This window comes from Streptomyces sp. NPDC005803 (assembly GCF_040630435.1).
Classification (GTDB): domain Bacteria; phylum Actinomycetota; class Actinomycetes; order Streptomycetales; family Streptomycetaceae; genus Streptomyces.
In genome coordinates this window covers 133,993-157,151 of record NZ_JBEXXO010000019.1, presented here as the reverse complement: position 1 = coordinate 157,151, position 23,159 = coordinate 133,993, and the positions used below count along the sequence as shown (strand labels likewise).

General features: G+C 71.6%; 18 protein-coding genes. 12 read left to right on the top strand and 6 right to left on the bottom strand.

From position 1 onward, the window contains the following. Positions 1-2: 2 nt before the first annotated feature. Positions 3-599, bottom strand: a complete 597-nt coding sequence (locus ABZ454_RS25960) for an NAD(P)H-dependent oxidoreductase (RefSeq protein ID WP_359541305.1) — start codon at positions 597-599, stop codon at positions 3-5. Positions 600-724: 125 nt separating this feature from the next. Between ABZ454_RS25960 and ABZ454_RS25955 the strand changes: the two genes are divergently transcribed. The 4 genes from ABZ454_RS25955 to ABZ454_RS25940 all read left to right on the top strand — a co-directional run bounded on the left by ABZ454_RS25955 (position 725) and on the right by ABZ454_RS25940 (position 4,906). Then, entirely contained in the window at positions 725-1,474 is a 750-nt protein-coding gene (locus ABZ454_RS25955; RefSeq protein WP_356322630.1) for a TetR/AcrR family transcriptional regulator, read from the top strand. A 268-nt stretch (positions 1,475-1,742) separates the two neighbouring features. Beyond that, positions 1,743-2,900 carry an acyl-CoA dehydrogenase family protein gene (locus ABZ454_RS25950; protein WP_359541301.1) on the top strand — a complete coding sequence of 386 codons (1,158 nt, stop codon included), beginning with the start codon at positions 1,743-1,745 and terminating at the stop codon, positions 2,898-2,900. Between the two features lie 18 nt (positions 2,901-2,918). Continuing rightward, positions 2,919-3,806 (top strand): acyl-CoA thioesterase II, encoded by an 888-nt coding sequence (tesB, locus tag ABZ454_RS25945; RefSeq protein WP_359541300.1) that lies wholly within the window; start codon positions 2,919-2,921, stop codon positions 3,804-3,806. Between the two features lie 59 nt (positions 3,807-3,865). Continuing rightward, the gene (locus tag ABZ454_RS25940; protein WP_359541298.1) at positions 3,866-4,906 is read left to right on the top strand and encodes a cation diffusion facilitator family transporter; all 1,041 of its coding nucleotides are present in this window, start codon (positions 3,866-3,868) and stop codon (positions 4,904-4,906) included. A 94-nt stretch (positions 4,907-5,000) separates the two neighbouring features. Here ABZ454_RS25940 and ABZ454_RS25935 read toward each other — a convergent pair whose 3' ends face one another. The 4 genes from ABZ454_RS25935 to ABZ454_RS25920 form a co-directional block, all read right to left on the bottom strand. Beyond that, positions 5,001-5,780, bottom strand: a complete 780-nt coding sequence (locus tag ABZ454_RS25935) for a phosphatase (protein ID WP_359541295.1) — start codon at positions 5,778-5,780, stop codon at positions 5,001-5,003. A gap of 90 nt (positions 5,781-5,870) precedes the next feature. Next, entirely contained in the window at positions 5,871-7,394 is a 1,524-nt protein-coding gene (gene glpK / locus ABZ454_RS25930; protein ID WP_359541293.1) for a glycerol kinase GlpK, read from the bottom strand. A gap of 98 nt (positions 7,395-7,492) precedes the next feature. Beyond that, entirely contained in the window at positions 7,493-8,338 is an 846-nt protein-coding gene (locus tag ABZ454_RS25925) for an MIP/aquaporin family protein (protein ID WP_359541376.1), read from the bottom strand. Positions 8,339-8,596: 258 nt separating this feature from the next. Further along, positions 8,597-9,208, bottom strand: coding sequence for a TetR/AcrR family transcriptional regulator (locus ABZ454_RS25920; RefSeq protein WP_356322624.1), 612 nt, complete (start codon positions 9,206-9,208; stop codon positions 8,597-8,599). A gap of 95 nt (positions 9,209-9,303) precedes the next feature. Between ABZ454_RS25920 and ABZ454_RS25915 the strand changes: the two genes are divergently transcribed. From ABZ454_RS25915 to ABZ454_RS25880, 8 genes are all read left to right on the top strand, one after another. Next, positions 9,304-10,911 (top strand): carboxyl transferase domain-containing protein, encoded by a 1,608-nt coding sequence (locus ABZ454_RS25915; RefSeq protein ID WP_359541290.1) that lies wholly within the window; start codon positions 9,304-9,306, stop codon positions 10,909-10,911. 7 nt (positions 10,912-10,918) lie between these two features. After that, complete coding sequence (locus ABZ454_RS25910; protein WP_359541287.1) at positions 10,919-13,000, top strand: biotin carboxylase N-terminal domain-containing protein; 2,082 nt, start codon at positions 10,919-10,921, stop codon at positions 12,998-13,000. Next, positions 12,997-13,950 (top strand): hydroxymethylglutaryl-CoA lyase, encoded by a 954-nt coding sequence (locus ABZ454_RS25905; protein WP_359541285.1) that lies wholly within the window; start codon positions 12,997-12,999, stop codon positions 13,948-13,950. The genes ABZ454_RS25910 and ABZ454_RS25905 overlap by 4 nt, the downstream gene beginning before the upstream one ends. Before the next feature lie 26 nt (positions 13,951-13,976). Beyond that, entirely contained in the window at positions 13,977-15,143 is a 1,167-nt protein-coding gene (locus ABZ454_RS25900) for an acyl-CoA dehydrogenase family protein (protein WP_356322620.1), read from the top strand. 326 nt (positions 15,144-15,469) lie between these two features. After that, a complete protein-coding gene (locus tag ABZ454_RS25895; RefSeq protein WP_359541374.1) occupies positions 15,470-18,268 on the top strand; it encodes a DUF4157 domain-containing protein in 2,799 nt (932 codons plus the stop codon). A 52-nt stretch (positions 18,269-18,320) separates the two neighbouring features. Next, complete coding sequence (locus ABZ454_RS25890) at positions 18,321-18,962, top strand: GNAT family N-acetyltransferase (protein WP_359541281.1); 642 nt, start codon at positions 18,321-18,323, stop codon at positions 18,960-18,962. A gap of 271 nt (positions 18,963-19,233) precedes the next feature. Beyond that, positions 19,234-20,217 (top strand): ABC transporter substrate-binding protein, encoded by a 984-nt coding sequence (locus ABZ454_RS25885; RefSeq protein WP_359541370.1) that lies wholly within the window; start codon positions 19,234-19,236, stop codon positions 20,215-20,217. Positions 20,218-20,219: 2 nt separating this feature from the next. Beyond that, the gene (locus tag ABZ454_RS25880; RefSeq protein ID WP_359541280.1) at positions 20,220-21,122 is read left to right on the top strand and encodes a siderophore-interacting protein; all 903 of its coding nucleotides are present in this window, start codon (positions 20,220-20,222) and stop codon (positions 21,120-21,122) included. 70 nt (positions 21,123-21,192) lie between these two features. Here the strand turns inward: ABZ454_RS25880 and ABZ454_RS25875 are convergent, their stop codons facing one another. Continuing rightward, a complete protein-coding gene (locus ABZ454_RS25875; RefSeq protein WP_359541278.1) occupies positions 21,193-22,854 on the bottom strand; it encodes a beta-N-acetylhexosaminidase in 1,662 nt (553 codons plus the stop codon). Positions 22,855-23,159 lie beyond the last annotated feature (305 nt).

The following is a 23,159-nucleotide window of genomic DNA, read 5'->3' as shown; positions in this document are numbered from 1 at the left end:
GATCAGCCGACGTACGGGACCGATGCCTTGGCGTCCCGCAGCGCGTGCGCCCACCAGGCGAGCTGATCCAGCAGCGCCTTGGCGGCCGCGTCGACCTGGGGGTCATCCACGGCGCCGTCCGCGCCGAACTGGCCGTAGGCATTGTGGAAGCTGACCGTGTTGCGGATGGTCGTGGCGTTCAACTCGGCCATGACGACCCTGAGTTGCTCCACGGCGCGCAGGCCGCCGGAGAGGCCGCCGTAGGAGACGAAGGCGACCGGCTTGGCGTGCCACTGCTCGTTGTGCCAGTCGATGGCGTTCTTCAGCGACGCGGGAAAGCTGTGGTTGTACTCCGGCGTGACGAAGACGAACGCGTCGGCTGCCGCGAGGCGCGGCGACACCAGGGCGAGGGCCTCCTCCGTGCCCGGCGCCGGCGGCTGCCCGAACGCGGGCAGCACCGTGGGCAGCGGGGTCTCGGCGAGGTCGACGACATCCGTCGCCATGTCGTCGCGCTGGGACAGGTGCCCCTTCAGCCACTGGGTGACGAGGGGTGCGAAGCGGCCCTCTCGGGTGCTGCCGACGAGGACGGCTACGCGGAGCGGCGGGCGGGTGCCGGTCATGGAGTCCCCCTGGACGGAGTGGATGTGTACGGCGTATCTCGCTGCGTACAACGTATACGCGGATGTGTACGTTGTCCACTGAGGAATACGTTGTACGTTGGCTGCCCGACGAGAGGAGCCCGTCCGTGGCCGGCCAGAAGAAGGACAGCGGGAAGAACCGCGGTGCGGGGCCCGACGCGTCCCTCTGGCAGCGCCTCGAACAGCCGGCGGCCGCCCCCCGCGCCTCGCTGACCCTGGAGCGGATCGGGGCCGTCGCCGTGGAGATCGCCGACACGGACGGGTTCGCCGCCGTCACCATGCGCAGGCTCGCGACGGAGCTCGGCGTCGCCCCCATGGCCGCCTACCGTCACGTCTCCGGCAAGGACGACCTGTGGGCGCTGATGGCCGAGCGGGTGACCACCGAGATGCGGATCCCCGACGAGGTGACCGAATGGCGCGAGGTGCTGCGTGCCTTCGGACTGCTGACCCGGGAGGTGATGCTGCGGCACCCGTGGGTGGGTCAGCTGCCCACCCATCTCTTCGTCCTCACGCCCGGCCGGCTGGCCGTCGCCGAACGGCAGCTGGCGGCGCTCGACGGACTCGGCCTCGACGAGGACTCGATGATGGTCGCGTTCCGTACCGTCAGCGCCTTCGCCCATGGCGCGGGACAGTCGGAGGTGGCCCTGCGGGAGTGGACGGAGTCGGCGGGCTGGTCGTCCGGCGACGAGACCCGGCTGGGCCTGGCGCCGCAGATGATGTACCTGATGGACACCGGCCGCTACCCCACGTACCAGCGCTACGGACAGCGAGCGACCCGCAAGGACGACGCGACGTGGGCGTTCGAGACGGGCCTCGACTGCGTGCTCGACGGGATCGCCGCCCGGTTCGGCATCTGAGACGAGCCCCGGGAGCAGCGGTCGGCACGCGCAGGCCCGTGCCGCGGGAACAGCGTTCCGCGCCCGGGGCCCGAAGTGCGAGCGCGGGTCCGGCCCGGGGGGGCGGCCCCGCGCCCGGCGCGGCATCCGGGCCCCCTGACTCCGGCGCCCTCCGCCTCCGGCGTGCTCAGCATCACCCTGGACAGCCTCGGTGACCCCCGGGTAACTTTTACCCAAGGCTGAGCAAGCGCTTAGCCAAGCCGAGCGAAGCCGACCAGGGAGGCACCCCGTGCGCCGTACGGTATTCAACGAGGACCACGAGGCGTTCCGGGAGACCATCCGCGCCTTCATCGCGGCCGAGGTCGTGCCCGTGTACGACGAGTGGTTCGCGGCCGGCCAGGCCCCGCGTGACTTCTACCTGAAGCTCGGCGAGCTGGGTGTCTTCGGCATCACCGTGGACGAGGAGTACGACGGCGCGGGCATCGACTCGCACAAGTACGAGGCCGTCATCTACGAGGAGACCGCCCGCGCGGGCGTGTCCTTCGGCGGCTCCGGCGTGCACACGCTGCTCGGCCTGCCCTACATCAAGATGCTCGCCACCGACGAGCAGAAGAAGCGCTGGCTGCCGAAGTTCACCACCGGCGAGGAGATGTGGGCCCTCGCGATGACCGAGCCGGGCACCGGCTCCGACGTCGCCGGCATGAAGACCACCGCCAAGCTCTCCGAGGACGGCACGCACTACGTCCTCAACGGCTCCAAGACGTTCATCACCGGTGGCGTGCACGCCGACCGGGTGATCGTCTGCGCCCGCACCTCCGCCCCGCGCGAGGACGACCGCCGCTTCGGCATCTCCCTCTTCGCCGTCGACACCAAGTCCGCGGGCTACTCGATCGGCCGCAAGCTCGACAAGCTCGGCCTGCGCGTCTCCGACACCGCCGAGCTGGCGTTCGTCGACGTGAAGGTCCCGGTCGAGGACCTGCTCGGCGAGGAGAACAAGGGCTTCGGCTACCTCGGCACCAATCTGGCCTCCGAGCGCTGGGGCATCGCCTTCGGCGCGTACGCGCAGGCCGCGGCCGCCGTCCGGTTCGCCAAGGAGTACGTGCAGGACCGCACGGTCTTCGGCAAGACCGTCGCCTCGTTCCAGAACACCAAGTTCGAGCTGGCCGCCTGCCAGTCCGAGGTGGACGCGGCCCAGGCCGTCGCCGACCGCGCGCTGGAGGCGCTGGACGCCGGTGAGCTGACCGCCGCCGAGGCCGCCTCCGCGAAGCTGTTCTGCACCGAGGTCGCGCACCGCGTGATCGACCGCTGCCTCCAGCTGCACGGCGGCTACGGCTTCATGAACGAGTACCCGATCGCCCGCCTGTACGCGGACAACCGGGTCAACCGCATCTACGGCGGCACCAGCGAGGTCATGAAGTCGATCATCGCCAAGTCCATGGGTCTGTAGAGCGGCTACTTTCTTTCCATGAGTTCAGCACCGGACGCCCTGCTCGATCTGCTCGACCTGCTCGACCTGGAGCAGATCGAGCAGGACATCTTCCGGGGCACCAGCCGTTCGGCGATCGTGCCCCGCGTCTTCGGCGGACAGGTCGCGGCCCAGGCGCTCGTCGCCGCGGGCCGGACCGTCCCCGCGGACCGGCCCGCCCACTCCCTGCACGCGTACTTCCTGCGGGCGGGGGACCCCGGCGCCCCGATCGTCTACAGCGTCGACCGCATCCGGGACGGCCGCTCCTTCACCACCCGCCGGGTCGTCGCCGTCCAGCACGGGCAGCCGATCTTCCACCTCTCGGCGTCCTTCCAGACGTACGAGGAGGGGCTGGAGCACCAGGCGGACATGCCGGCCGCGCCGGACCCGGACACCCTGCCCACGGCCGCCGAGATGCTCCCCCGGTACGCGGACCGGTTCAGCGACCCCACGGTCGTGGACCGGCTGATCGAGGCGCGGGCCGCGGTCGACCTGCGGTACGTGGACGCCCCGCCGTTCGGCACCCTCGGCGAACCGCGCGAGCCCCGCTCGCAGGTGTGGTTCCGTACCAACGGCAAGCTGGCGGACGACCCGCTGCTGCACGTCTGCATGGCGACGTACGTCTCCGACATGACGCTGCTCGACTCGGTGCTCCTCGCCCACGGGCGCGGCGGCTGGGCGGTCGGCGACGTGGTGGGCGCGAGCCTGGACCACGCGATGTGGTTCCACCGGCCGTTCCGGGCCGACGAATGGCTGCTGTACGACCAGGAGTCGCCGTCCGCGTCCGGCGGGCGCGGGCTCGGCCAGGCGCGTATCTACACCCAGGACGGCCGGCTGGCGATCACCGTCATCCAGGAGGGTGTCGTCCGGGTCCCGCGGAGCGACTGAGCGCACCGCACGGCCACGCGTCGGACATGCCCGGCCCGGCTGCGGACATACTCCCCACCATGAGTGACGAGAAATCTGCTGGTGGGGAGTCCACGTTCACGGTGATCGTCGCGGCGGCCGCCAACCTCGGCATCGCCGTGGCGAAGGCGGTCGCCGGGCTGATCAGCGGATCGAGCGCGATGCTCTCCGAAGCCGCCCACTCGGTCGCCGACACCGTCACCGAGGTGCTGCTGCTCACCGCGCTCAAGCGCAGCGAGAAGCCCGCCGACGAGGAACACCCGCTGGGCTACGGCCCCGAACGGTACATCTGGGCGATGCTCGCCTCCGTCGCCACGTTCGTCGGCGGCGCGGTCTTCTCGATCTACGACGGCGTCCACACCCTGGTCGCGGGCGAGGATCTCGGCGACCCGCTCGTCTCGTACCTCGTGCTCGCCATCGCGTTCCTGCTGGAGGGCTACTCGCTGCGGACCGGGCTGCGGCAGGTGCGCCGGGAGGCCCTCCGGCTGGGCACCCCCGCCCAGCACTACCTGCGGCGCACCCCGGACACCGCGGTCAAGGCCGTCGTGATGGAGGACTCCGCCGCGCTGGTGGGTCTGCTGCTCGCGGCGGGCGGTCTGCTCGGCGGCCAGCTGTCGGGTTCGGGCGTCTGGGACGGCCTCGCGTCGATCCTGATCGGTGTGCTGCTCGTGTACGTGGCCTGGGTGCTCGGCCGTTCCAACGCCCAGCTGCTGATCGGGCGGCCGGTACCGGAGTCGATGCGCACGGGGGTGCGGGAGGAATTGCTCTCGGTGCCGCACATCATCGAGGTACTGGAGCTGACCACGCTCATCCAGGGTCCGACCGAGATCCTGATCGCCGCGAAGATCGACTTCCGGGACGTGGCCAGTGCCGAGCAGGTCGAGTGGGCCTGCGAGGAGGCGGAGCAGCAGCTGCGGGAGCGGTATCCGTCGATCAAGCGGGTGTACCTGGACCCGACGCCGGGTGTGGCCCAGCGGCGCCGGGCCCGGGCCGCCGGAGCGGATCCGGTGATCGGGCCCGGCGACGGGGAGGGCGGCGGGGACGGCGGAGGGCTGTTCACCGACCGCCTGGACAACGGCTGAGCCCATCGCCCGTACAGCGGCTGAGCCCCTCGTCCGGGCAACAGCTGAGCCCCTCGTCCCGGCAACGGCTGGTCCTCCCGTCCGGGCAGCCCGGTCAGAGCAGTCCGGCCGCGTCCAGCAGGTACTCGGTCATCGGGTCGTAGAACCGCGGGTCCAGCACGTGGTCGTCCAGCGGGACGGCCACCTGGAGGGTGCCCTCGGCCTCCCCCAGGAAGAGCGCCGGGTCGTTGCAGTCCGCGTAGCCGATGGCGTCCAGTCCGCGCTGCGCCGCGCATCCCGCCCAGCCGTGGTCGGCGACGACCAGGTCGGGCATGGGACGCCCCTCCCGCTCCAGCCCGTCCAGGATCGCCGCCATCGGGGCCGGCGAATGGGTGTGCCAGAGGGTCGCGCCCCGCTCCTGCACCGCCACGTCCGCGAACTGGAAGACCATGCCCTCGTCCGCGGTGAGCCCGGACGGGATCGTCATGATCTCGCAGCCGGCCACCCGCAGCGCGGCCGCGGTCTGCCGGTGGACGTCCAGCAGCCCGCCGGGGTGGCCGGTCGCGAAGAGCACCCGTTCGGCCCCGTCGACAGCCTTCCGCAGCCGGGCCGCGGCCCGGTCCAGGGCGGCGACGGTGAGCTCGGGGTCGATGGTGTCCTGGCCGTACCGGTGCTCCGGGTCGTCGCTGACCCCGCATCTCTCCGCCATCACCGCGAGGACGTCCTGCTCGTCGCGCCACCGGTCGCCGAGTTCGAGCCCCAGCCAGAAGTGGCGGTCGCCGTTGGCGAGCTTGCGGTAGTGGGAGAGGTTGTTGTCGCGCGGGGTCGCGACGTCTCCCGCGATACGGGTGCGGACGAGGTGGTCGACGAGGGCTGCGCGGCTGGGTATCGGCATGAACCCATTGTGCCGGTCGGGACGCACCGTGCACGGGTCGTACCGCACTGTGGATGTGGCCTCAGCCGCGCCGCCGGTCCGCCGCGCCGCTCAGTCGGCTTGCACCCGCACCCAGTCCAGGGTGCGCTCCACGGCCCGTTTCCAGCCGTCGTAACCCTCCTGGCGCCGGTCCTCGCTCCACTGCGGTTCCCAGCGTTTCGACTCCTGCCAGTGGGATCGCAGCTCGTCGGTGTCACGCCAGAAGCCGGTGGCGAGGCCTGCCGCGTAGGCCGCACCGAGCGCGGTGGTCTCGGCGACCACGGGGCGGCTGACGGGCACGCCCAGCACATCCGCCTGGATCTGCATGCACAGGTCGTTGGCGGTCACACCGCCGTCCACCCGGAGCACATCGAGGTGCACACCGGAGTCCTGTTCCATCGCGTCGACGACGTCGCGGCTCTGGTAGCAGATGGCCTCCAGGGTGGCACGCGCGATGTGCGCGTCGGTGTTGTAGCGGGCCAGGCCCACCATCGCGCCCCGCGCGTCGGAGCGCCAGTAGGGTGCGAACAGCCCGGAGAAGGCGGGGACGAAGTACATCCCGCCGTTGTCGCTCACCGACCGGGCCAGTTGCTCGCTCTCCGGTGCACTCTTGATGATCTTCAGCTGGTCGCGCAGCCACTGCACGGCCGCACCGGTCACGGCGATGGAGCCCTCCAGCGCGTAGACGACCGGGCTGTCGCCGAACTGGTAGGCCACGGTGGTCAGCAGCCCGTTCTGCGAACGGACGAGCTCGGTCCCCGTGTTGAGGACGAGGAAGTTGCCGGTGCCGTAGGTGTTCTTGGCCTCGCCCGGCGCGAAGCAGACCTGGCCGACCGTGGCCGCGTGCTGATCGCCGAGGACTCCGGTGATCGGGACGGCGGCGTTCAACGGCCGTGAGGTGCGGGTGCTGCCATAGGATTCCGCGTCCGACGACGGGTGGATGTCCGGCAGCATCGCGCGGGGGATGCCGAACACGCCCAGGAGTTCGTCGTCCCAGTCCAGCGTCTCCAGGTTCATCAGCATCGTACGGCTGGCGTTGGTGACGTCGGTGGCGTGTACGCCGCCGTTCGGACCGCCGGTGAGGTTCCACAGCACCCATGCGTCCATGGTGCCGAACACCGCGTGGCCCGCCTCGGCGGCCGCACGGAGCCCGTCCACGTTCTCGAGCAGCCACTTGATCTTGCCGCCGGCGAAGTACGTGGCGGGCGGCAGGCCCGTCCGGTGCCGGATGGTGTCCCCGTGACCGTCGCGTTCCAGGGCTGCCGCGATCCTGTCCGTGCGCGTGTCCTGCCAGACGATGGCGTTGTAGTAGGGCCGCCCGGTGCGCCGGTCCCAGACGACCGTCGTCTCCCGCTGGTTGGTGATACCGATCGCCCTGAGGTCCGAGGCCTGCAGACCACTGGCCCGGACGGCGCTCTGCATGGCCGTGTTGGTGCGTTCCCAGACCTCCACGGGGTCGTGTTCGACCCACCCCGACCGCGGCAGGATCTGCTCGTGTTCGAGCTGGTGCCGGGCCACCTCGTTACCTGCGTGATCGAAGATCATGAAGCGCGTGCTGGTGGTTCCCTGATCCACCGCGCCGATGAATTCGGGCATCGCTGCCGTCCCTTCCCATGCTGCAGATGTCCGCGAACGGACCGGTTCCTTGCGTCAGGTGGCTCCTCGTGTCGCCACCGTGGACCGACCGCGGACGGTCAGCGTTCGGCCGTCGGCTCGTCGGGGACGTGCCCCTCCTGCGCCGGGCCACCGCGCGCCTTGACCAGCGGGGAGATGATCAGGTCGTAGACGAGGGTGCCGACGACCCCGCCGATGAGCGGTCCGACGAGGGGGATCCACCAGTAGCCGCTGTACCAGCCGAACGTCCCCGGCAGTGCGATGTCGCCCCAGCCCTCGAAGTACGCGAACAGCCGGGGCCCGAAGTCGCGGGCGGGGTTGATCGCATAGCCCGCGTTCGTACCGAAGGTCATTCCGATCACCACGACGATGAGTCCGATGACGAAGGGCGCGAGATTGGCCAGCGGCGCCTGGTTCCGGCCGTCGGTGACCGCGCAGATCAGAAGGAGCAGGATGCCTGTGCCGATGATCTGGTCGAGCAGCGGGCCCCACCAGGAATCCCCGAAGTACTCGGCGGGGAAAGTGGCGAAGATCGAGAACGTGGAAAGCGACTTGTCCCTGGCCAGACCCTCCTTCTGGTTGAAGAAGTCAATCGCCCATCGGTAGGACGCGTACACGAGCGCGGCGGCCACGAAGGCTCCCACCACCTGGGCGAGCCAGTACGGAAGGACCTTCCGCCAGGCCAGCGTGCGCCGGACGGCGAAGGCGAGCGAGACAGCCGGATTGAGGTGCGCGCCGCTCACCCCTCCGGCGACATAGACGCCGAAGACCACTCCGAAGCCCCAGCCCCAGCTGATGATGAGCCAGTCGGCGGCTCCGAAGGGGTCCGTCCGGCGGCCGGACCCGGGCAGACCGGCGACGGTCAGGGCCACCGAGCCGACACCCAGCAGAATGAGAACGAACGTACCCAGGAACTCGGCGAGCATCTCGCCGCCGAGTCCCTCCCGGTATCCACGTCGACGTGTCGTCGTATGACTGGCCACCTTGATCGACCCTCCTTCATCGGGTCGAAACATCTGGCCATCCCACGGCCGCTTACCGGCGCATTGCCGTCGGCGCGCCCTGGGACTTTCCCCTGCTGCGTGCGGAATTCGACCGATCAGCCGTGGAGTCGGCGGGTGCACGCACAGGTTTCCGGGACCTGCGCCCGTGAGGCTCGCACCCCGCGACGCGCCCGGCGACCGTCAGGATCCCGCCGCCGCGAAGGCGCCCCGCGCCAGCCGGTGCAGCAGCGCCGCCGTGTCCGCGCGGCCGGGCAGCGCGCCGGGGCGGCCGAGGTGCGGGGTGGAGTTCAGCAGGCCGAACACGGCGTGGACCGTCGCGCGGGCCTCGTGTTCGGGAAGCGCCGGGTAGAGATCGCGGACGACGGCCACCCACACCTCCACGTACTCCCGCTGGAGCCGGCGCACCCGCTTGCGGTCGCTGTCCCGCAGGCGGTCCAGCTCGCGGTCGTGCAGGGTGATCAGGGGGCGGTCGTCGAGGGCGAAGTCGATGTGGCCCTCGATGAGCGCGTCCAGGAGCGCGTCGGGAGAGGTGCCGCGGGAGGCGTCCTCGGAGACCCGCAGCTGTCCGCCGGCCAGCAGCCGCTCGCTGATGCCGACGAGCAGCTCGGCGAGCATCGCGTCCTTGCCGGGGAAGTGCCGGTAGAGGCCGGGGCCGCTGATGCCGACGGCGGCGCCTATCTCGTCGACGCCGACGCCGTGGAAGCCGCGCTCGGCGAAGAGCCGGGCGGCCTCCTTGAGGATCTGCTCGCGGCGGGTGGGAGCCGCGACGCGGGCGGCGGCATGGGTGCTCATGAGAAGTCATTCTAGACAGGCGCGTTAGCGGTCGTTAACCTGTGGATGCGTTAACGCTCATTAACACTGCGGTACGGGCAAGGGGGCTCGACAGGATGCAGCAGGCACCGGTGCTGGCGAGCGCGGCCGATCCCGCCTCGGAGGCCTGGCAGGCCAACGAGGCGGCGCATCACGCGCTCACCGACGAGCTGCGCAAGCGGCTCGCGACGGCCAGGCTCGGCGGGGGTGAGAAGGCCCGCGCCCGGCATGTGGCGCGCGGCAAGCTGCTGCCCCGGGAGCGGGTGGACACCCTGCTCGATCCGGGCTCGCCCTTCCTGGAGCTGGCCCCGCTGGCCGCCGAGGGGCTGTACGGGGGCGCGGCGCCCGCCGCCGGGGTGATCGCCGGGATCGGCCGGGTCAGCGGCCGGGAGTGCGTGATCGTCGCCAATGACGCGACCGTCAAGGGCGGCACGTACTACCCGATGACCGTGAAGAAGCACCTGCGGGCCCAGGAGGTGGCGCTGGAGAACCGGCTGCCGTGCCTGTACCTGGTGGACTCCGGCGGCGCCTTCCTGCCGATGCAGGACGAGGTGTTCCCGGACCGCGAGCACTTCGGGCGGATCTTCTACAACCAGGCCCGGATGTCCGGGGCCGGGATTCCCCAGATCGCGGCGGTGCTGGGTTCCTGCACGGCCGGGGGCGCCTACGTCCCCGCCATGAGCGACGAGGCCGTGATCGTCCGGAACCAGGGGACGATCTTCCTGGGCGGGCCGCCGCTGGTGAAGGCGGCGACCGGCGAGGTCGTCACCGCCGAGGAGCTGGGCGGCGGCGAGGTCCACTCCCGTACGTCGGGGGTCACCGACCACCTCGCGGAGGACGACGCGCACGCGCTGCGGATCGTGCGCGGCATCGTCGCCACGCTGCCGGACCGGGGCGCGCTGCCGTGGTCCGTGACCGCGGTCGACGAGCCGAAGGTGGACCCCGCCGGACTCTACGGGGCGGTGCCCGTCGACTCCCGCACGCCGTACGACGTGCGGGAGGTGATCGCCCGGGTGGTCGACGGTTCGCGGTTCGCCGAGTTCAAGGCGGAGTACGGGACGACGCTGATCACGGGCTTCGCGCACATCCACGGCCATCCGGTCGGCATCGTCGCCAACAACGGCATCCTGTTCTCCGAGTCCGCCCAGAAGGGCGCGCACTTCATCGAGCTGTGCGACCAGCGCGGCATCCCCCTGGTCTTCCTGCAGAACATCTCGGGCTTCATGGTCGGCCGGGACTACGAGGCCGGCGGCATCGCGAAGCACGGCGCGAAGATGGTCACCGCCGTCGCCTGCACCCGCGTGCCGAAGCTGACCGTGGTGGTCGGCGGTTCCTACGGCGCGGGCAACTACTCCATGTGCGGCCGGGCCTACAGCCCCCGCTTCCTGTGGATGTGGCCCAACGCGAAGATCTCCGTCATGGGCGGCGAGCAGGCCGCGTCCGTCCTCGCCACGGTCAAGCGCGACCAGCTGGGTGACGACTGGAGCGCCGAGGACGAGGAGTCGTTCAAGGCCCCGATCCGCGAACAGTACGAGACCCAGGGCAACGCGTACTACGCCACCGCACGGCTCTGGGACGACGGCGTGATCGACCCGATGGAGACCCGGCAGGTGCTGGGGCTCGCCCTGACCGCGTGCGCCAACGCCCCCTTGGGCGATGCCGGCTTCGGCGTCTTCCGGATGTGAGGAACAGATGACGATGTTCGACACGGTGCTCGTCGCCAACCGCGGCGAGATCGCGGTCCGGGTCATCCGGACCCTGCGCGAGCTGGGCGTGCGCTCGGTCGCCGTCTTCAGCGACGCGGACGCGGACGCCCGGCACGTACGGGAGGCCGACACGGCGGTACGGATCGGGCCCGCTCCCGCGTCCGAGAGCTATCTGAGCGCGGAGCGGCTGGTGGAGGCGGCCCGCCGCACGGGCGCGCAGGCCGTCCACCCCGGCTACGGCTTCCTCGCCGAGAACGCGGGCTTCGCCCGGGCCTGCGCGGAGGCGGGGCTGGTCTTCATCGGTCCGCCCGCCGCGGCGATCTCGCTCATGGGCGACAAGATCCGGGCCAAGGAGACGGTCGCCGCGGCCGGTGTCCCGGTGGTCCCCGGCTCCACGGGCAGCGGGCTGACCGACGGCCAACTGGCCGACGCGGCGCGAGAGATCGGCGTTCCGGTGCTGCTCAAGCCCTCCGCGGGCGGCGGTGGCAAGGGCATGCGGCTGGTGCGCGACGCGGCGCTGCTCGCGGACGAGATCGCCGCCGCGCGGCGCGAGGCGCGCGCCTCGTTCGGCGACGACACCCTGCTCGTGGAGCGGTGGATCGACCGCCCGCGCCACATCGAGATCCAGGTGCTGGCGGACGGCCACGGCAACGTGGTGCACCTCGGCGAGCGCGAGTGCTCGCTCCAGCGCCGTCACCAGAAGATCATCGAGGAGGCGCCGTCCGTCCTGCTCGACGAGGAGACCCGGGCGGCGATGGGCGAGGCGGCCGTCCAGGCCGCCCGCTCCTGCGGGTACGTCGGCGCGGGCACGGTGGAGTTCATCGTCCCGGGCAACGACCCGGCCTCGTACTACTTCATGGAGATGAACACCCGTCTCCAGGTCGAGCACCCGGTCACGGAGCTGATCACCGGCCTGGACCTGGTCGAGTGGCAGCTACGGGTCGCCGCCGGGGAACGGCTCCCGTACGGCCAGGGAGACATCACGCTCACGGGGCACGCGGTCGAGGCCCGGATCTGCGCCGAGGACCCGGCCCGGGGCTTCCTGCCCTCGGGCGGCGCCGTGCTGGCCCTGCGCGAGCCGCAGGGCGGCGGGGTGCGCACGGACTCGGGGCTGGCCGAGGGCGGCGAGGTCGGCAGCCTGTACGACCCGATGCTGTCGAAGGTCATCGCGTACGGCCCCGACCGGGCGACAGCGCTGCGCCGGCTGCGGGCGGCGCTCGCGGACACGGTGGTCCTCGGCGTACCGACCAACGCGGGCTTCCTGCGCCGGCTGCTCGGTCACCCGGCCGTGGTGGCGGGCGACCTGGACACCGGCCTGGTGGAGCGCGAGGTGGACGCACTGGTTCCGGACGGGGTGCCGGAGGAGGTGTACGCGGCTGCCGCGCTGCTGCGGCAGCCCTCCCCCGCCGCCGCCCGCGCCGACGCCTGGGCCGACCCGTTCTCGGCCGGTGACGGCTGGCGGCTGGGCGGCACCCCGGCCCGGACGGTCCTGGACTTCCACATCCCCGGCCACGAGCCGGTCCAGGTGAGCCTGCGGCGGTGCGGCGCGGGCCTGGAGCTGGCCTTCGGCCACGTCGGCGAGGGCGCGCAGCCGCCGGCCCCTGCCTCGGGCGCCTGCGGTCCGCTGGGCCCGCTGCCCGGGGGCGCGGAGACGGCCAGGACGCTGGCGGCCGACGGCGGCCGCATCACGCTGGAACTCGGCGGTGTCACGCACGCGTTCGCGTACGCGGCGTCACCCGAGGGCCACTGGATCGGCCGGGACGGCGACAGCTGGCACGTCCGGGACCACGACCCGGTGGAGGCGTCGCTGACCGGCGCCGCCCGTTCCGGGGCGGACACGCTCGCCGCGCCCATGCCGGGCACCGTCACCGTGGTGAAGGTGGCCGTCGGGGACGAGGTCGTGGCCGGGCAGAGCCTGCTGGTGGTGGAGGCCATGAAGATGGAGCACGTCATCTCCGCCCCGCACGCCGGCACCGTCACCGAACTCGACGTCACCGCCGGGGCCACGGTCGCCATGGACCAGGTCCTGGCCGTGATCACCCCCACGGCCACCGGGGAGGAAGCATGACGACCACCGAACGCCCCCTGCCCATGACCGTGGCCGCACCGGATCTGCCCACCCGGGTCCGGATCCACGAGGTCGGCGCCCGCGACGGACTGCAGAACGAGAAGACGGTCGTGCCGACCGAGGTGAAGGCGGAGTTCATCCGCCGGCTCGCGGTCGCCGGCCTCTCCACGATCGAGGCGACGAGCTTCGTCCACCCCAAGTGGGTTCCCCAACTGGCCGACGCAGAGCAGTTGTTCCCGATGCTCGGGGACATCGCGGACGTGGGGGACGTGGCGCTGCCGGTCCTCGTGCCGAACGAGCGGGGGCTGGACCGGGCGCTGGCGCTCGGGGCGCGCCGGATCGCCGTCTTCGGCTCCGCCACGAAGACGTTCGCCGCCCGCAACCTCAACCGCACCGTCGACGAGTCGCTCGCCATGTTCGAGCCGGTCGTGGCCCGGGCCAAGGCGGCCGGGGTCCATGTGCGCGGCTACCTGTCGATGTGCTTCGGCGACCCGTGGGAGGGGGCCGTCCCGGTCCACCAGGTCGTCCGGGTCGCCAGGGCGCTGATGGACCTCGGCTGTGACGAGCTCTCGCTCGGCGACACCATCGGGGTCGCGACCCCCGGCCACGTACGGGCGCTGCTGTCCGGGCTGAACGAGGCGGGGGTGCGCACCGGCACGATCGGGGTGCACTTCCACGACACGTACGGTCAGGCCCTGTCCAACACCCTCGCCGCGCTCCAGCACGGCGTCTCCACCGTGGACGCCTCCGCGGGCGGCCTCGGCGGCTGCCCGTACGCGAAGAGCGCGACCGGCAATCTCGCCACCGAGGACCTCGTGTGGATGCTCGACGGCCTCGGCATCGAAACCGGGGTCGACCTCGACGAGCTCACCGCCACCAGCGTGTGGCTCGCCGGACACCTGGGCCGACCCAGCCCGTCCCGTACCGTCCGCGCCCGCGCGGCGCGGTGACCACCCCACAAGGAGTGAACGTCCCCATGTCACTGGACCACCGGCTGACCGCCGAGCACGAGGAACTGCGCCGCACGGTCGAGGAGTTCGCGCACGACGTGGTCGCGCCGAAGATCGGTGACTTCTACGAGCGCCATGAGTTCCCGTACGAGATCGTGCGCGAGATGGGGCGGATGGGCCTGTTCGGGCTGCCGTTCCCGGAGGAGTACGGCGGGATGGGCGGCGACTACCTCGCCCTCGGCATCGCCCTGGAGGAGCTGGCGCGGGTCGACTCCTCGGTGGCGATCACCCTGGAGGCGGGGGTCTCGCTCGGCGCGATGCCGGTGTTCCGCTTCGGCACGGAGGAGCAGAAGCGGCAGTGGCTGCCGAAGCTCTGCTCGGGCGAGGCACTCGGCGCCTTCGGTCTGACGGAGCCGGACGGCGGTTCGGACGCGGGCGGCACCCGGACGACGGCCGTGCGCGACGAGGCGGCGGGCGAGTGGGTGATCAACGGATCCAAGTGCTTCATCACCAACTCCGGTACGGACATCACCGAGTTGGTGACGGTCACGGCGGTGACCGGCCGCAAGGAGAACGGCGCCCCGCTCATCTCCTCGATCATCGTCCCGTCCGGCACCCCCGGCTTCACGGTCGCCGCCCCCTACTCCAAGGTCGGCTGGAACGCCTCGGACACCCGGGAGCTGTCCTTCGCCGACGTGCGCGTCCCGCTGGACAACCTGCTGGGCGAGGAGGGCCGCGGCTACGCGCAGTTCCTGCGGATCCTGGACGAGGGCCGGATCGCCATCTCGGCGCTCTCGACGGGACTCGCCCAGGGGTGCGTGGACGAGTCGGTGAAGTACGCCGCCGAGCGGCACGCGTTCGGGAAGCCGATCGGCGCCAACCAGGCGATCCAGTTCAAGATCGCGGACATGGAGATGCGGGCCCACATGGCCCGGATCGGCTGGCGGGACGCGGCGTCGCGGCTGCTGGCCGGCGAGCCGTTCAAGAAGGAGGCGGCGATCGCCAAGCTGTACTCGTCGACCGTGGCGGTGGACAACGCCCGCGAGGCGACCCAGATCCACGGCGGCTACGGCTTCATGAACGAGTACCCGGTGGCCCGGATGTGGCGCGACTCCAAGATCCTGGAGATCGGCGAGGGCACGAGCGAGGTGCAGCGGATGCTGATCGCACGGGAGCTGGGACTGCCGGCCTGACGCGGCCGGCGGCGGGGCGCCGTCGCTCCTGACGAGCCGCCCCGCCCCGGCGCTGACGCCCGGTCACCGCTCGGCGCCGGGCCGCCTGCCGCACCACCGCCGCCCGCCCGTGCTGGTCATTTCGTGACGGCTTCGGCCCGGAGGGGCTGGCACCCCGGGCCGAGATGGCCAATGATCGGACCATGCGCTCACAGGACCAGCAGGACACCACCACCCGTGCCGCCCGGATGGCGCCTGCCGCGCGCGCGACCGGCGCCGCCGGTCCGGCCGTGTCCTCCGACTCCGGAGGGCCGGTCGCTCTGGGCGGGCCGGCCGGGCTGGTCGCCATGGCCGGCCCGGCGGGCGCGGTCGGGGCCGGCGGCCCGGCGCCTGCCGCGCCGCTGCTGGCGTTGCAGCGCGTGGTCGGCAACGCCGTCGTCGTCCAGGCGCTGGAACAGCGGGGGCAGGCCGGCGGCCACCCCCACACCCTTTCCCACGGCCCCGACGAGTCCGCTCCCGTGCAGCGGCACGCGCACGAGCCCTCCCACGGTCACGGCGGGTCCGCGCCGGTGCAGCGTTCGTCCGTGCCGGACGTGCTGCGCACCGCCGGACGGCCGCTGGACGGGGCGGTCCGCACGGACATGGAGGCACGGCTGGGCGCCGACTTCTCCGACGTGCGGCTGCACACCGGTCCGGCCGCCCGGCGTTCGGCGGCCGAGGTGGGGGCCCGCGCCTACACCTCCGGCAGCCACGTCGTCATCGGCGACGGAGGCGCGGACCGGCACACGCTGGCCCATGAGCTGACGCACGTCATCCAGCAGCGCCAGGGGCCGGTCGCCGGCGCCGACAACGGCTCGGGGCTCCGCGTCTCGGACCCGTCCGACCGCTTCGAACGCGCGGCGGAGGAGAACGCCCGCCGGGTCCTGGCCGGACCCGCGCCCACCGAGGCGGCGCCCGTGCAGCGGACGGCGGACGCCCACGCCCGTTCCGGCGGGGAGATCGCCGTACAGCGCGCCGGAGACGGCAAAGCGCCCTTCGACCACTCCCAGTACTACGCGAAGACGGGCTGGGAGGAGGCGGCCGAGGGGTTCGAGAAGCGGCTGGGCGCGTACTCGTTCACGCATCCGAGGGCGCTCGCCGCGGCGCGCAAGACCGTGGACCGGCTCAAGCAGTTGCTCATCGCCTACGCCCGCTCGGAGCGCAAGGACACGGCCCTCGCCAACAAGTCGTTCTTCAAGAACGACCCGACGAGCGCGGGGCAGGTGGGCGAGGGGATGACCACCGACCAGATCAAGGACTTCTTCTCCCGGGACGGCAACCTCCGTGAGCTGGTGACGGCCGTCTACAACGCCGCCTACTACAACAAGGGAGCGAAACTCTCGCTCAAGGACATCCTCAACGGCATCATCGGGCCCAAGCCGGAGCTCGCGGCGACCCTCGGCATGAACCAGGAGGAGCTGAAGAAGCACTCCGCGTTCCTCAACGGCTGGTCCCGGCCGCCCCTGTGGGCCGCGGCCAACCTCGTGGGCAAGGGCTACAACTACGAGAAGGACCCGTACGCACTGGGCAACCTGCTGTGGCAGTCGGAGTCGGAGGCCTTCGCCGACGACACCTACGAGATGATCGCCAGTCAGGGACCGCGCAAGCCGCGCAGCGAGGCCGACAAGGAAGCCAACCGCAAGACCCCCCGCGACTACGCGGACCGCGGCGCCCCGCTCAGCGCGCGCGAGCTGGCGTTCGTCGGCAAACCCGGTCCGGACGACAAGCTGCCCTGGGACGAGGGCACCGCCTACTGGGAGATCCAGCAGAACGAGTCCTGGCCGAAGGAGAAGGCGGCGCGCGGCATCCCGGTCGTCGCCGGCATGTCCGGGACGACGACGCGGATGCTCAAGACCTTCCAGTGGATCAACGTGCCCGGGGTGGACGTCTTCGACTACCGGATGGCCGTGATGGGCTGGATGCTGCCGTCCTGGGACCACTCCCTCTACGAGATCCTGCGCGGTTCCTGGGCGGCCGGGGTCAAGGGGCCGGGCGAGTCCGCGAGCCGGGCGGGCAAGGGCGCGGCGCTGATGTACCAGAACATCGCGCCCTTCACGGAGGAGGAGCTGCGGAGGAACGTCTGCGAGGACGGACAGTTCCCGCACGAGCTGATGTACCTCGCCGAGGCCAACAAGGCACGTACGGCCGACCCCGCGAAAAGCGGCTTCATGGAACCCGGGCAGGCCGCGGCCGGCGACGCGGCGGGCAAGTACAACGACTTCGTGGCGGGCGACAGCACGAACACGGGGCGCATCGCTCAGTGGAAGGCGGACAACAACGGCGCCTCCACCCGGGCGGTCGCGGAGAAGTTCAAGCCCGCCCACGCGACGGCGCTGATGGCGTACACCGGCGGCGCGCACCAGATGATCAACTCGGTGGTGCGCAGCCGGCTGTTGCCCGAGGGGTACGCGCCGTACGGCACCCTCGGCCTCGCCACGACCGGCGCCGAGGCCGTCTCCTTGCGGCAGATCAAGAGCCAGCTCAGCTGGGCCGCCCAGAACACCCACCACCAGGAGGCGGTGCCCACCCTCGACGAGGACCCGGTGATCGGGCCGCAGCTCGCTGCCGCCCGGGGCGCCGACCCGGTGGCCAAGGCAGCGGCGATGGCCGTCATCGACGCGCAGATCGAGGTCCTCGCTCCCGTGCTCTTCGAGGAGCTGAAGGCGCACGCCGACATGACGATGGAGGCGCTGAACCGGCTGCCTCCCGTCACCGGCACCGTCTACCGGGGCGACTGGAACGCCGGCGGGGACGAATCGGTCTACCGGCTCGGCAAGCAGGCGGCGCTGAACTACCGTCCCGGCTCCGTCTTCACGAGTTCCTTCGACAGCACCAGCAGGGAGGAGTCCGTGGGCATGGATTTCATGCGCGGCCAGCGGGTCTCCGGCACGAAGACGCACCGGATCTTCCTGGAGCTGACGCTCACCGGGAAGTACGGCCGGGACATCGACCCCTTCCACCAGTACCAGGGCTCCGAGGCGGAGGTCCTGCTCATGCCGGGCGCGAACTTCAAGGTGGACCGGAGCGAGTGGTTCCAGGACCCGGGCCACGACCCGGCGAGCGGCGGCACCGCCTGGTACGAGCACGTCTGGGCGACGGAGGTCTGAGGGCGCGCCAATTCGTTCGACGGCGGACGCACGTGACCGGCAGAGTTTCCGCATGCACCCACGGCACTGGCCCCTGTACGGGCTCCGCATCCGCACACCCCGACTCGAACTGCGCCTTCCGGACCTGGAGTTGCTGGACGCACTGGCCTCCGTGGCCGCCGACGGGGTGCACGCCCCGGACGCCATGCCGTTCACCGTCCCCTGGACCGACTGCCCGCCTGACGGGCGCGGCCGGGCGGTGTTCCAGCATGTGCTGAGCACGGTCGCCGACTGGTCGTCGCGGAACTGGTCGTTGAGCCTCGTGGTGCTGTACGGAGGCCGGGTGGTCGGCCGGCAGGACCTCATGGCGAAGGACTTCGCGGTGACCGGGGAGGTGAGCACCGGTTCCTGGCTGGGGCTCGCGCACCAGGGGCGGGGCATCGGCACCGAGATGCGGGCCGCCGCCCTCCATCTGGCCTTCGCCGGCCTCGGCGCGGGAACGGCCGTGTCGTCCGCGATGACGGACAACTCGCGCTCACTGGGCGTCTCGCGGCGGCTCGGCTACCTCCCGGACGGGCTGACGGTCGCCCCGCTGAGGGGCGGCCGCGTCACGCTCCAGCGGCTGCGCCTGGAGCGCGCGCGGTGGGAGGAGCACCGCTCGGTGGACGTCACGGTCGAGGGACTCGACGGCTGCCGGGCGATGTTCGGCGCATGAGTCCTCCGGTGCGCACCTGCGTACGCGGCCACGGCGGCGAGGACCACTTCCTCGATGATCCCGACGGCGGCGGCCGTGCGGGCCAGGGACGTGGACGGCGGCGTCATCGTCCGGTGAGCGGAGCCGGGGGCGTCAGCGGGCTCCACAGTTCGTGAGGTTAGGCTAACCTTCGCTCGAACCTGTCACCGGCCGGTCTCCGGCTCGTACGAAAGCGGACTCCGTCATGCGCACTGCCCGAGTGTCCCGTCCCACCCGCCGCGGCCTGCTGGCCATGGGCGGCGCCGTTGGTCTCGGCGCCGTGCTCGCGGCCTGCGGTGACAGCGACTCGAAGGACTCCGGTTCCACCGGTTCCAAGAGCGCCGACGCCGGGCCGTGGAGCTTCGAGGACGACCGCGGGCAGACCGCGCAGGCCACGTCCGTCCCGAAGAACATCGTCGCCTTCACCGGTGTCGCCGCCGCGCTCCACGACTACGGCATCGAGGTCAAGGCCGTCTTCGGCCCGACGAAGACCAAGGACGGCAAGGCCGACGTGCAGGCCGGCGATCTGGACATCAGCAAGGTCGAGATCCTGGGCAACGTCTGGGGCGAGTTCAACGTCGAGAAGTACGCGGCGCTCGGCCCGGAGCTGCTGGTCACCGCCATGTGGGAGAAGGACGCCCTCTGGTACGTGCCGGACGCGTCCAAGGACAAGATCCTCAAGCTCGCCCCGAGCGTCGCCCTCTGGGCCGCCGAGACCACCATTCCCAAGGCGATCCAGCGCCACGAGGACCTCGCCGCCTCCCTCGGCGCCGACGTCAAGGACGCGAAGGTCACCGCCGCCAAGGCCCGCTTCGAGAAGGCCGCGGCCCGGCTGCGCGCCGCCGCGAAGTCCAAGCCGGACATCAAGGTGATGGTCGGCTCGGCCAGCCAGGACCTCTTCTACGTCTCGCTCGCCAAGATGTCCGCCGACACCCTGTACTTCCAGGAGCTCGGCGTGAAGTTCGTCGAGCCGAAGGTGAACGCGGCGGGCTTCTTCGAGGAGTTGAGCTGGGAGAACGTCGACAAGTACGAGGCCGACATCATCATGATGGACAACCGGTCCTCCGCCCTGCAGCCCGACGCCCTGACCTCCAAGCCGACCTGGACGCAGCTGCCCGCCGTCAAGGCCGGCCAGGTCGTCCCGCGCACCACCGAGCCGATCTACAGCTACGACAAGTGCGCACCGATCCTGGAGGACCTCGCGAAGGCCATCGAGGACGCCAGGAAGACCGCCTGACCATGACGACCGCCGCCCCGCCGGACGTCGGCCGGGAGGGACCGGCCGCCGCCCCGCCGTCCGTCGAGCCCTTCCGGCTCTTCGGCCTGACCGTCCTGCGCACCAGGCGGCTGGGTCCGTCCATGATCCGCATCACGTTCGGCGGCCCGGGGCTCGACGGATTCGCCTCCGGGGGCCGTGACCAGAGCCTGTCGCTGTTCCTGCCGCACCCCGGACAGCCGGAACCAGTCGTTCCGGTCGATAACGAGGGCAACTGGTTCGCCCCCTGGCGGGCCCTTCCGCCGGACGTACGGGCCGTGCTGCGTTCGTACACGGTCCGTGCGCAGCGTCGCACCGGTGGCGGTCCGGCCACCGAGGTCGACATCGACTTCGCGCTCCACGAGGACGGCGGCCCGGCCTGCCGCTGGGCCGCCGCGGCCTCCCCCGGTGACGTCCTCAAGGCGCTCGGGCCGGCCGTCGAGGACAACACGGCCGTCCGTTTCCGCCCGCCGAAAGACACCGACTGGGTGCTGATCTGGGCCGACGAGACGGCACTGCCCGCCGCGACGGCCGCCCTGGAGTGGCTGCCGGCCCGGCTGCGCGCCCGGGTCTGGCTGGAGGTCCCGCACGCCGGGGACCGCCTGCCGGTCGACACCGCGGCCGACGCCCGGATCAGCTGGCTGGTGCGGGACGAGCCGGGCACCCCGGACACCGTGGAGGCCGTGCGCGCGGCCGAACTGCCCGGGGGAACCCCGTACGTCTGGATCGCGGGCGAGGCGTCGACGGTGCGCGCGCTGCGCCGGCACCTGGTGCGGGAGCGGGGCTTCGACCGCAGGCGGGTGACGTTCGTCGGGTACTGGCGGCGCGGTCTGAGTGAGGAACAGCTCCGCGAGGAAGCGGAGACGACCCCCCGTTCAGGCGACTGATCGGCCCGTCGGGAGTGCGGGGGCCCGTCCGGCGGCCGGGAGCCCCGGCCGCCGGACGGACCCGCTCAGCTCATCCGGCCGCAGCCGGCTCCGCCGGCCACGGCACCTGGGGCGAGCGGTAGTAGTCGATCCCCAGCGCGGTGAAGCGCGGACCGAGCGCCGCGAGCCGCAGCTTGTACGTGTCCCAGTCGTGCGTCTCGGCCGGGGACCAGCCCAGCTCCGCCGCTCCGGGCAGCCGCGGGAACGCCATCACGTCGATGTCGTGGCTGTCGGTCAGCGTCTCCGCCCAGATCGGCGCCTCGACGCCGAGCACCGCGTCCGCCGGGGTGTCGGCGAGGTAGGTCGCCGGGTCCCAGTCGTACGAGCGCTGCACCTCGACCAGACCGGCCCACTTCAGGCCCAGTTCGGTCTGCTCGGTGTACTTCATGTCGAGGTACACGCGGTCCGCCGGCGACAGCACGAGCTTCGTGCCGTTCTTCGCCGCGTCCGCCACCTGCTGCCGGTCCGCGGCACTCGTCTTGTCGTAGCCCCAGTACTGGGCGACGGCGCCCTCGACCGGGGTGGCCCCGGTGAGCTGGTGCCAGCCCATCACGGTCTTGCCGTACTTCCCGACGACGGCCTGCGCCCGCTCCATGATCTTGGCGTAGTCCTCGTGGCTGGTGGAGTGCGCCTCGTCACCCCCGATGTGGATGTACCTGCCGGGGGTCAGCGCGGCCACCTCACGGATGACGTCCTCGATGAACGTGTACGTGACGTCCTTGGACGCGCACAGCGAGCTGAAGCCGACCTTGGTCCCGGTGTAGAGCGGCGGCGCGACGCCGTCGCAGTTCAGCTCCGCGTACGAGGCGAGGGCGGCGTTCGTGTGGCCGGGCATGTCGATCTCCGGCACCACCTCGAGGTGGCGGGAGGCCGCGTACCGCACGATCTCCTTGTACTGGCTCTTGGTGTAGTAGCCGCCGGGCCCGCCGCCTACCTCCGTGGAGCCGCCGTACGTGGCCAGGTTCGGCCAGGAGTCGACGGCGATCCGCCAGCCCTGGTCGTCGGAGAGGTGCAGGTGGAAGGTGTTCAGCTTGTACAGCGCGATCTGGTCGATGTAGCGCTTGACCTCGTCGACCGAGAAGAAGTGCCGCGAGACGTCGAGCATCGCGCCCCGGTAGGCGTAGCGCGGCTTGTCGGTGATGCTGCCGCCCGCGACCCTCCACGGCCCCTTCTGGCGGCTGTCGCGCTCCACCTGGGCCGGCAGGAGCTGACGCAGCGTCTGGACGCCGTGGAAGAGCCCTGCGGGCTTGCGGGCGGTGATGGTGACGGAGCCACGCCCGGAGGTCAGGGTGTAGCCCTCGGCGCCCAGCGTGCTGTCGTGGGAGCCGAGCCGGAGCCGGATGCCGTCGGAGCCGGCCCGTGCGGTGACCGGCAGGGCGTACCCGGTGGAGGGGCGCAGCACGCCCGCCAGGTACTCGCCGATCTTGCGGACCTCGCCGGACGAACCGTCGACGCGGATCCTGGTGGCGCCGGTGATGGCGTACGGGGATCCGCCCGGCCTCACGGAGGCGGGGGCGGGCACGACCTGGCCGAGCGGCCGGGGCGCGGCCGCGGCGGCGCGGCTGCCCGCGGCGGTCGCCGTGGGGGCCACGCAGGCGGTGGAGACACCGGCCGCCGCGACGAGGAGCAGCGAGCCGAGAAGACGGGGTAGAGCACGGGGAAGAGCACTGCGCTGCGTCGTGTGCAGTCTCACAAGCCGGGTCCCTTTCTACTGGTTCACACCTGGGTCGCCTGACCATTCGGGCCGTCACCATGCGTACCGCGCGCCTCACGGATGGTCAAGGTGTAGACCACTTCCCCGTATGCTCCGCGCCTGAACGTGGCCGACCGCCCGGCCTCTGGCCGAATACCTTCCGTCGCGCCCGTCGCTCCCGGCGCGCGGCCGTCCGGGGGCCGGACGCGTCGGCGCAGGCGTCCCAGAATCACCCAGAACGGAAAAATGAGCGCCACTCGACCGCATCCCTGCCCGATATCGGGCAGGATTGTTGCGCTGAAGCT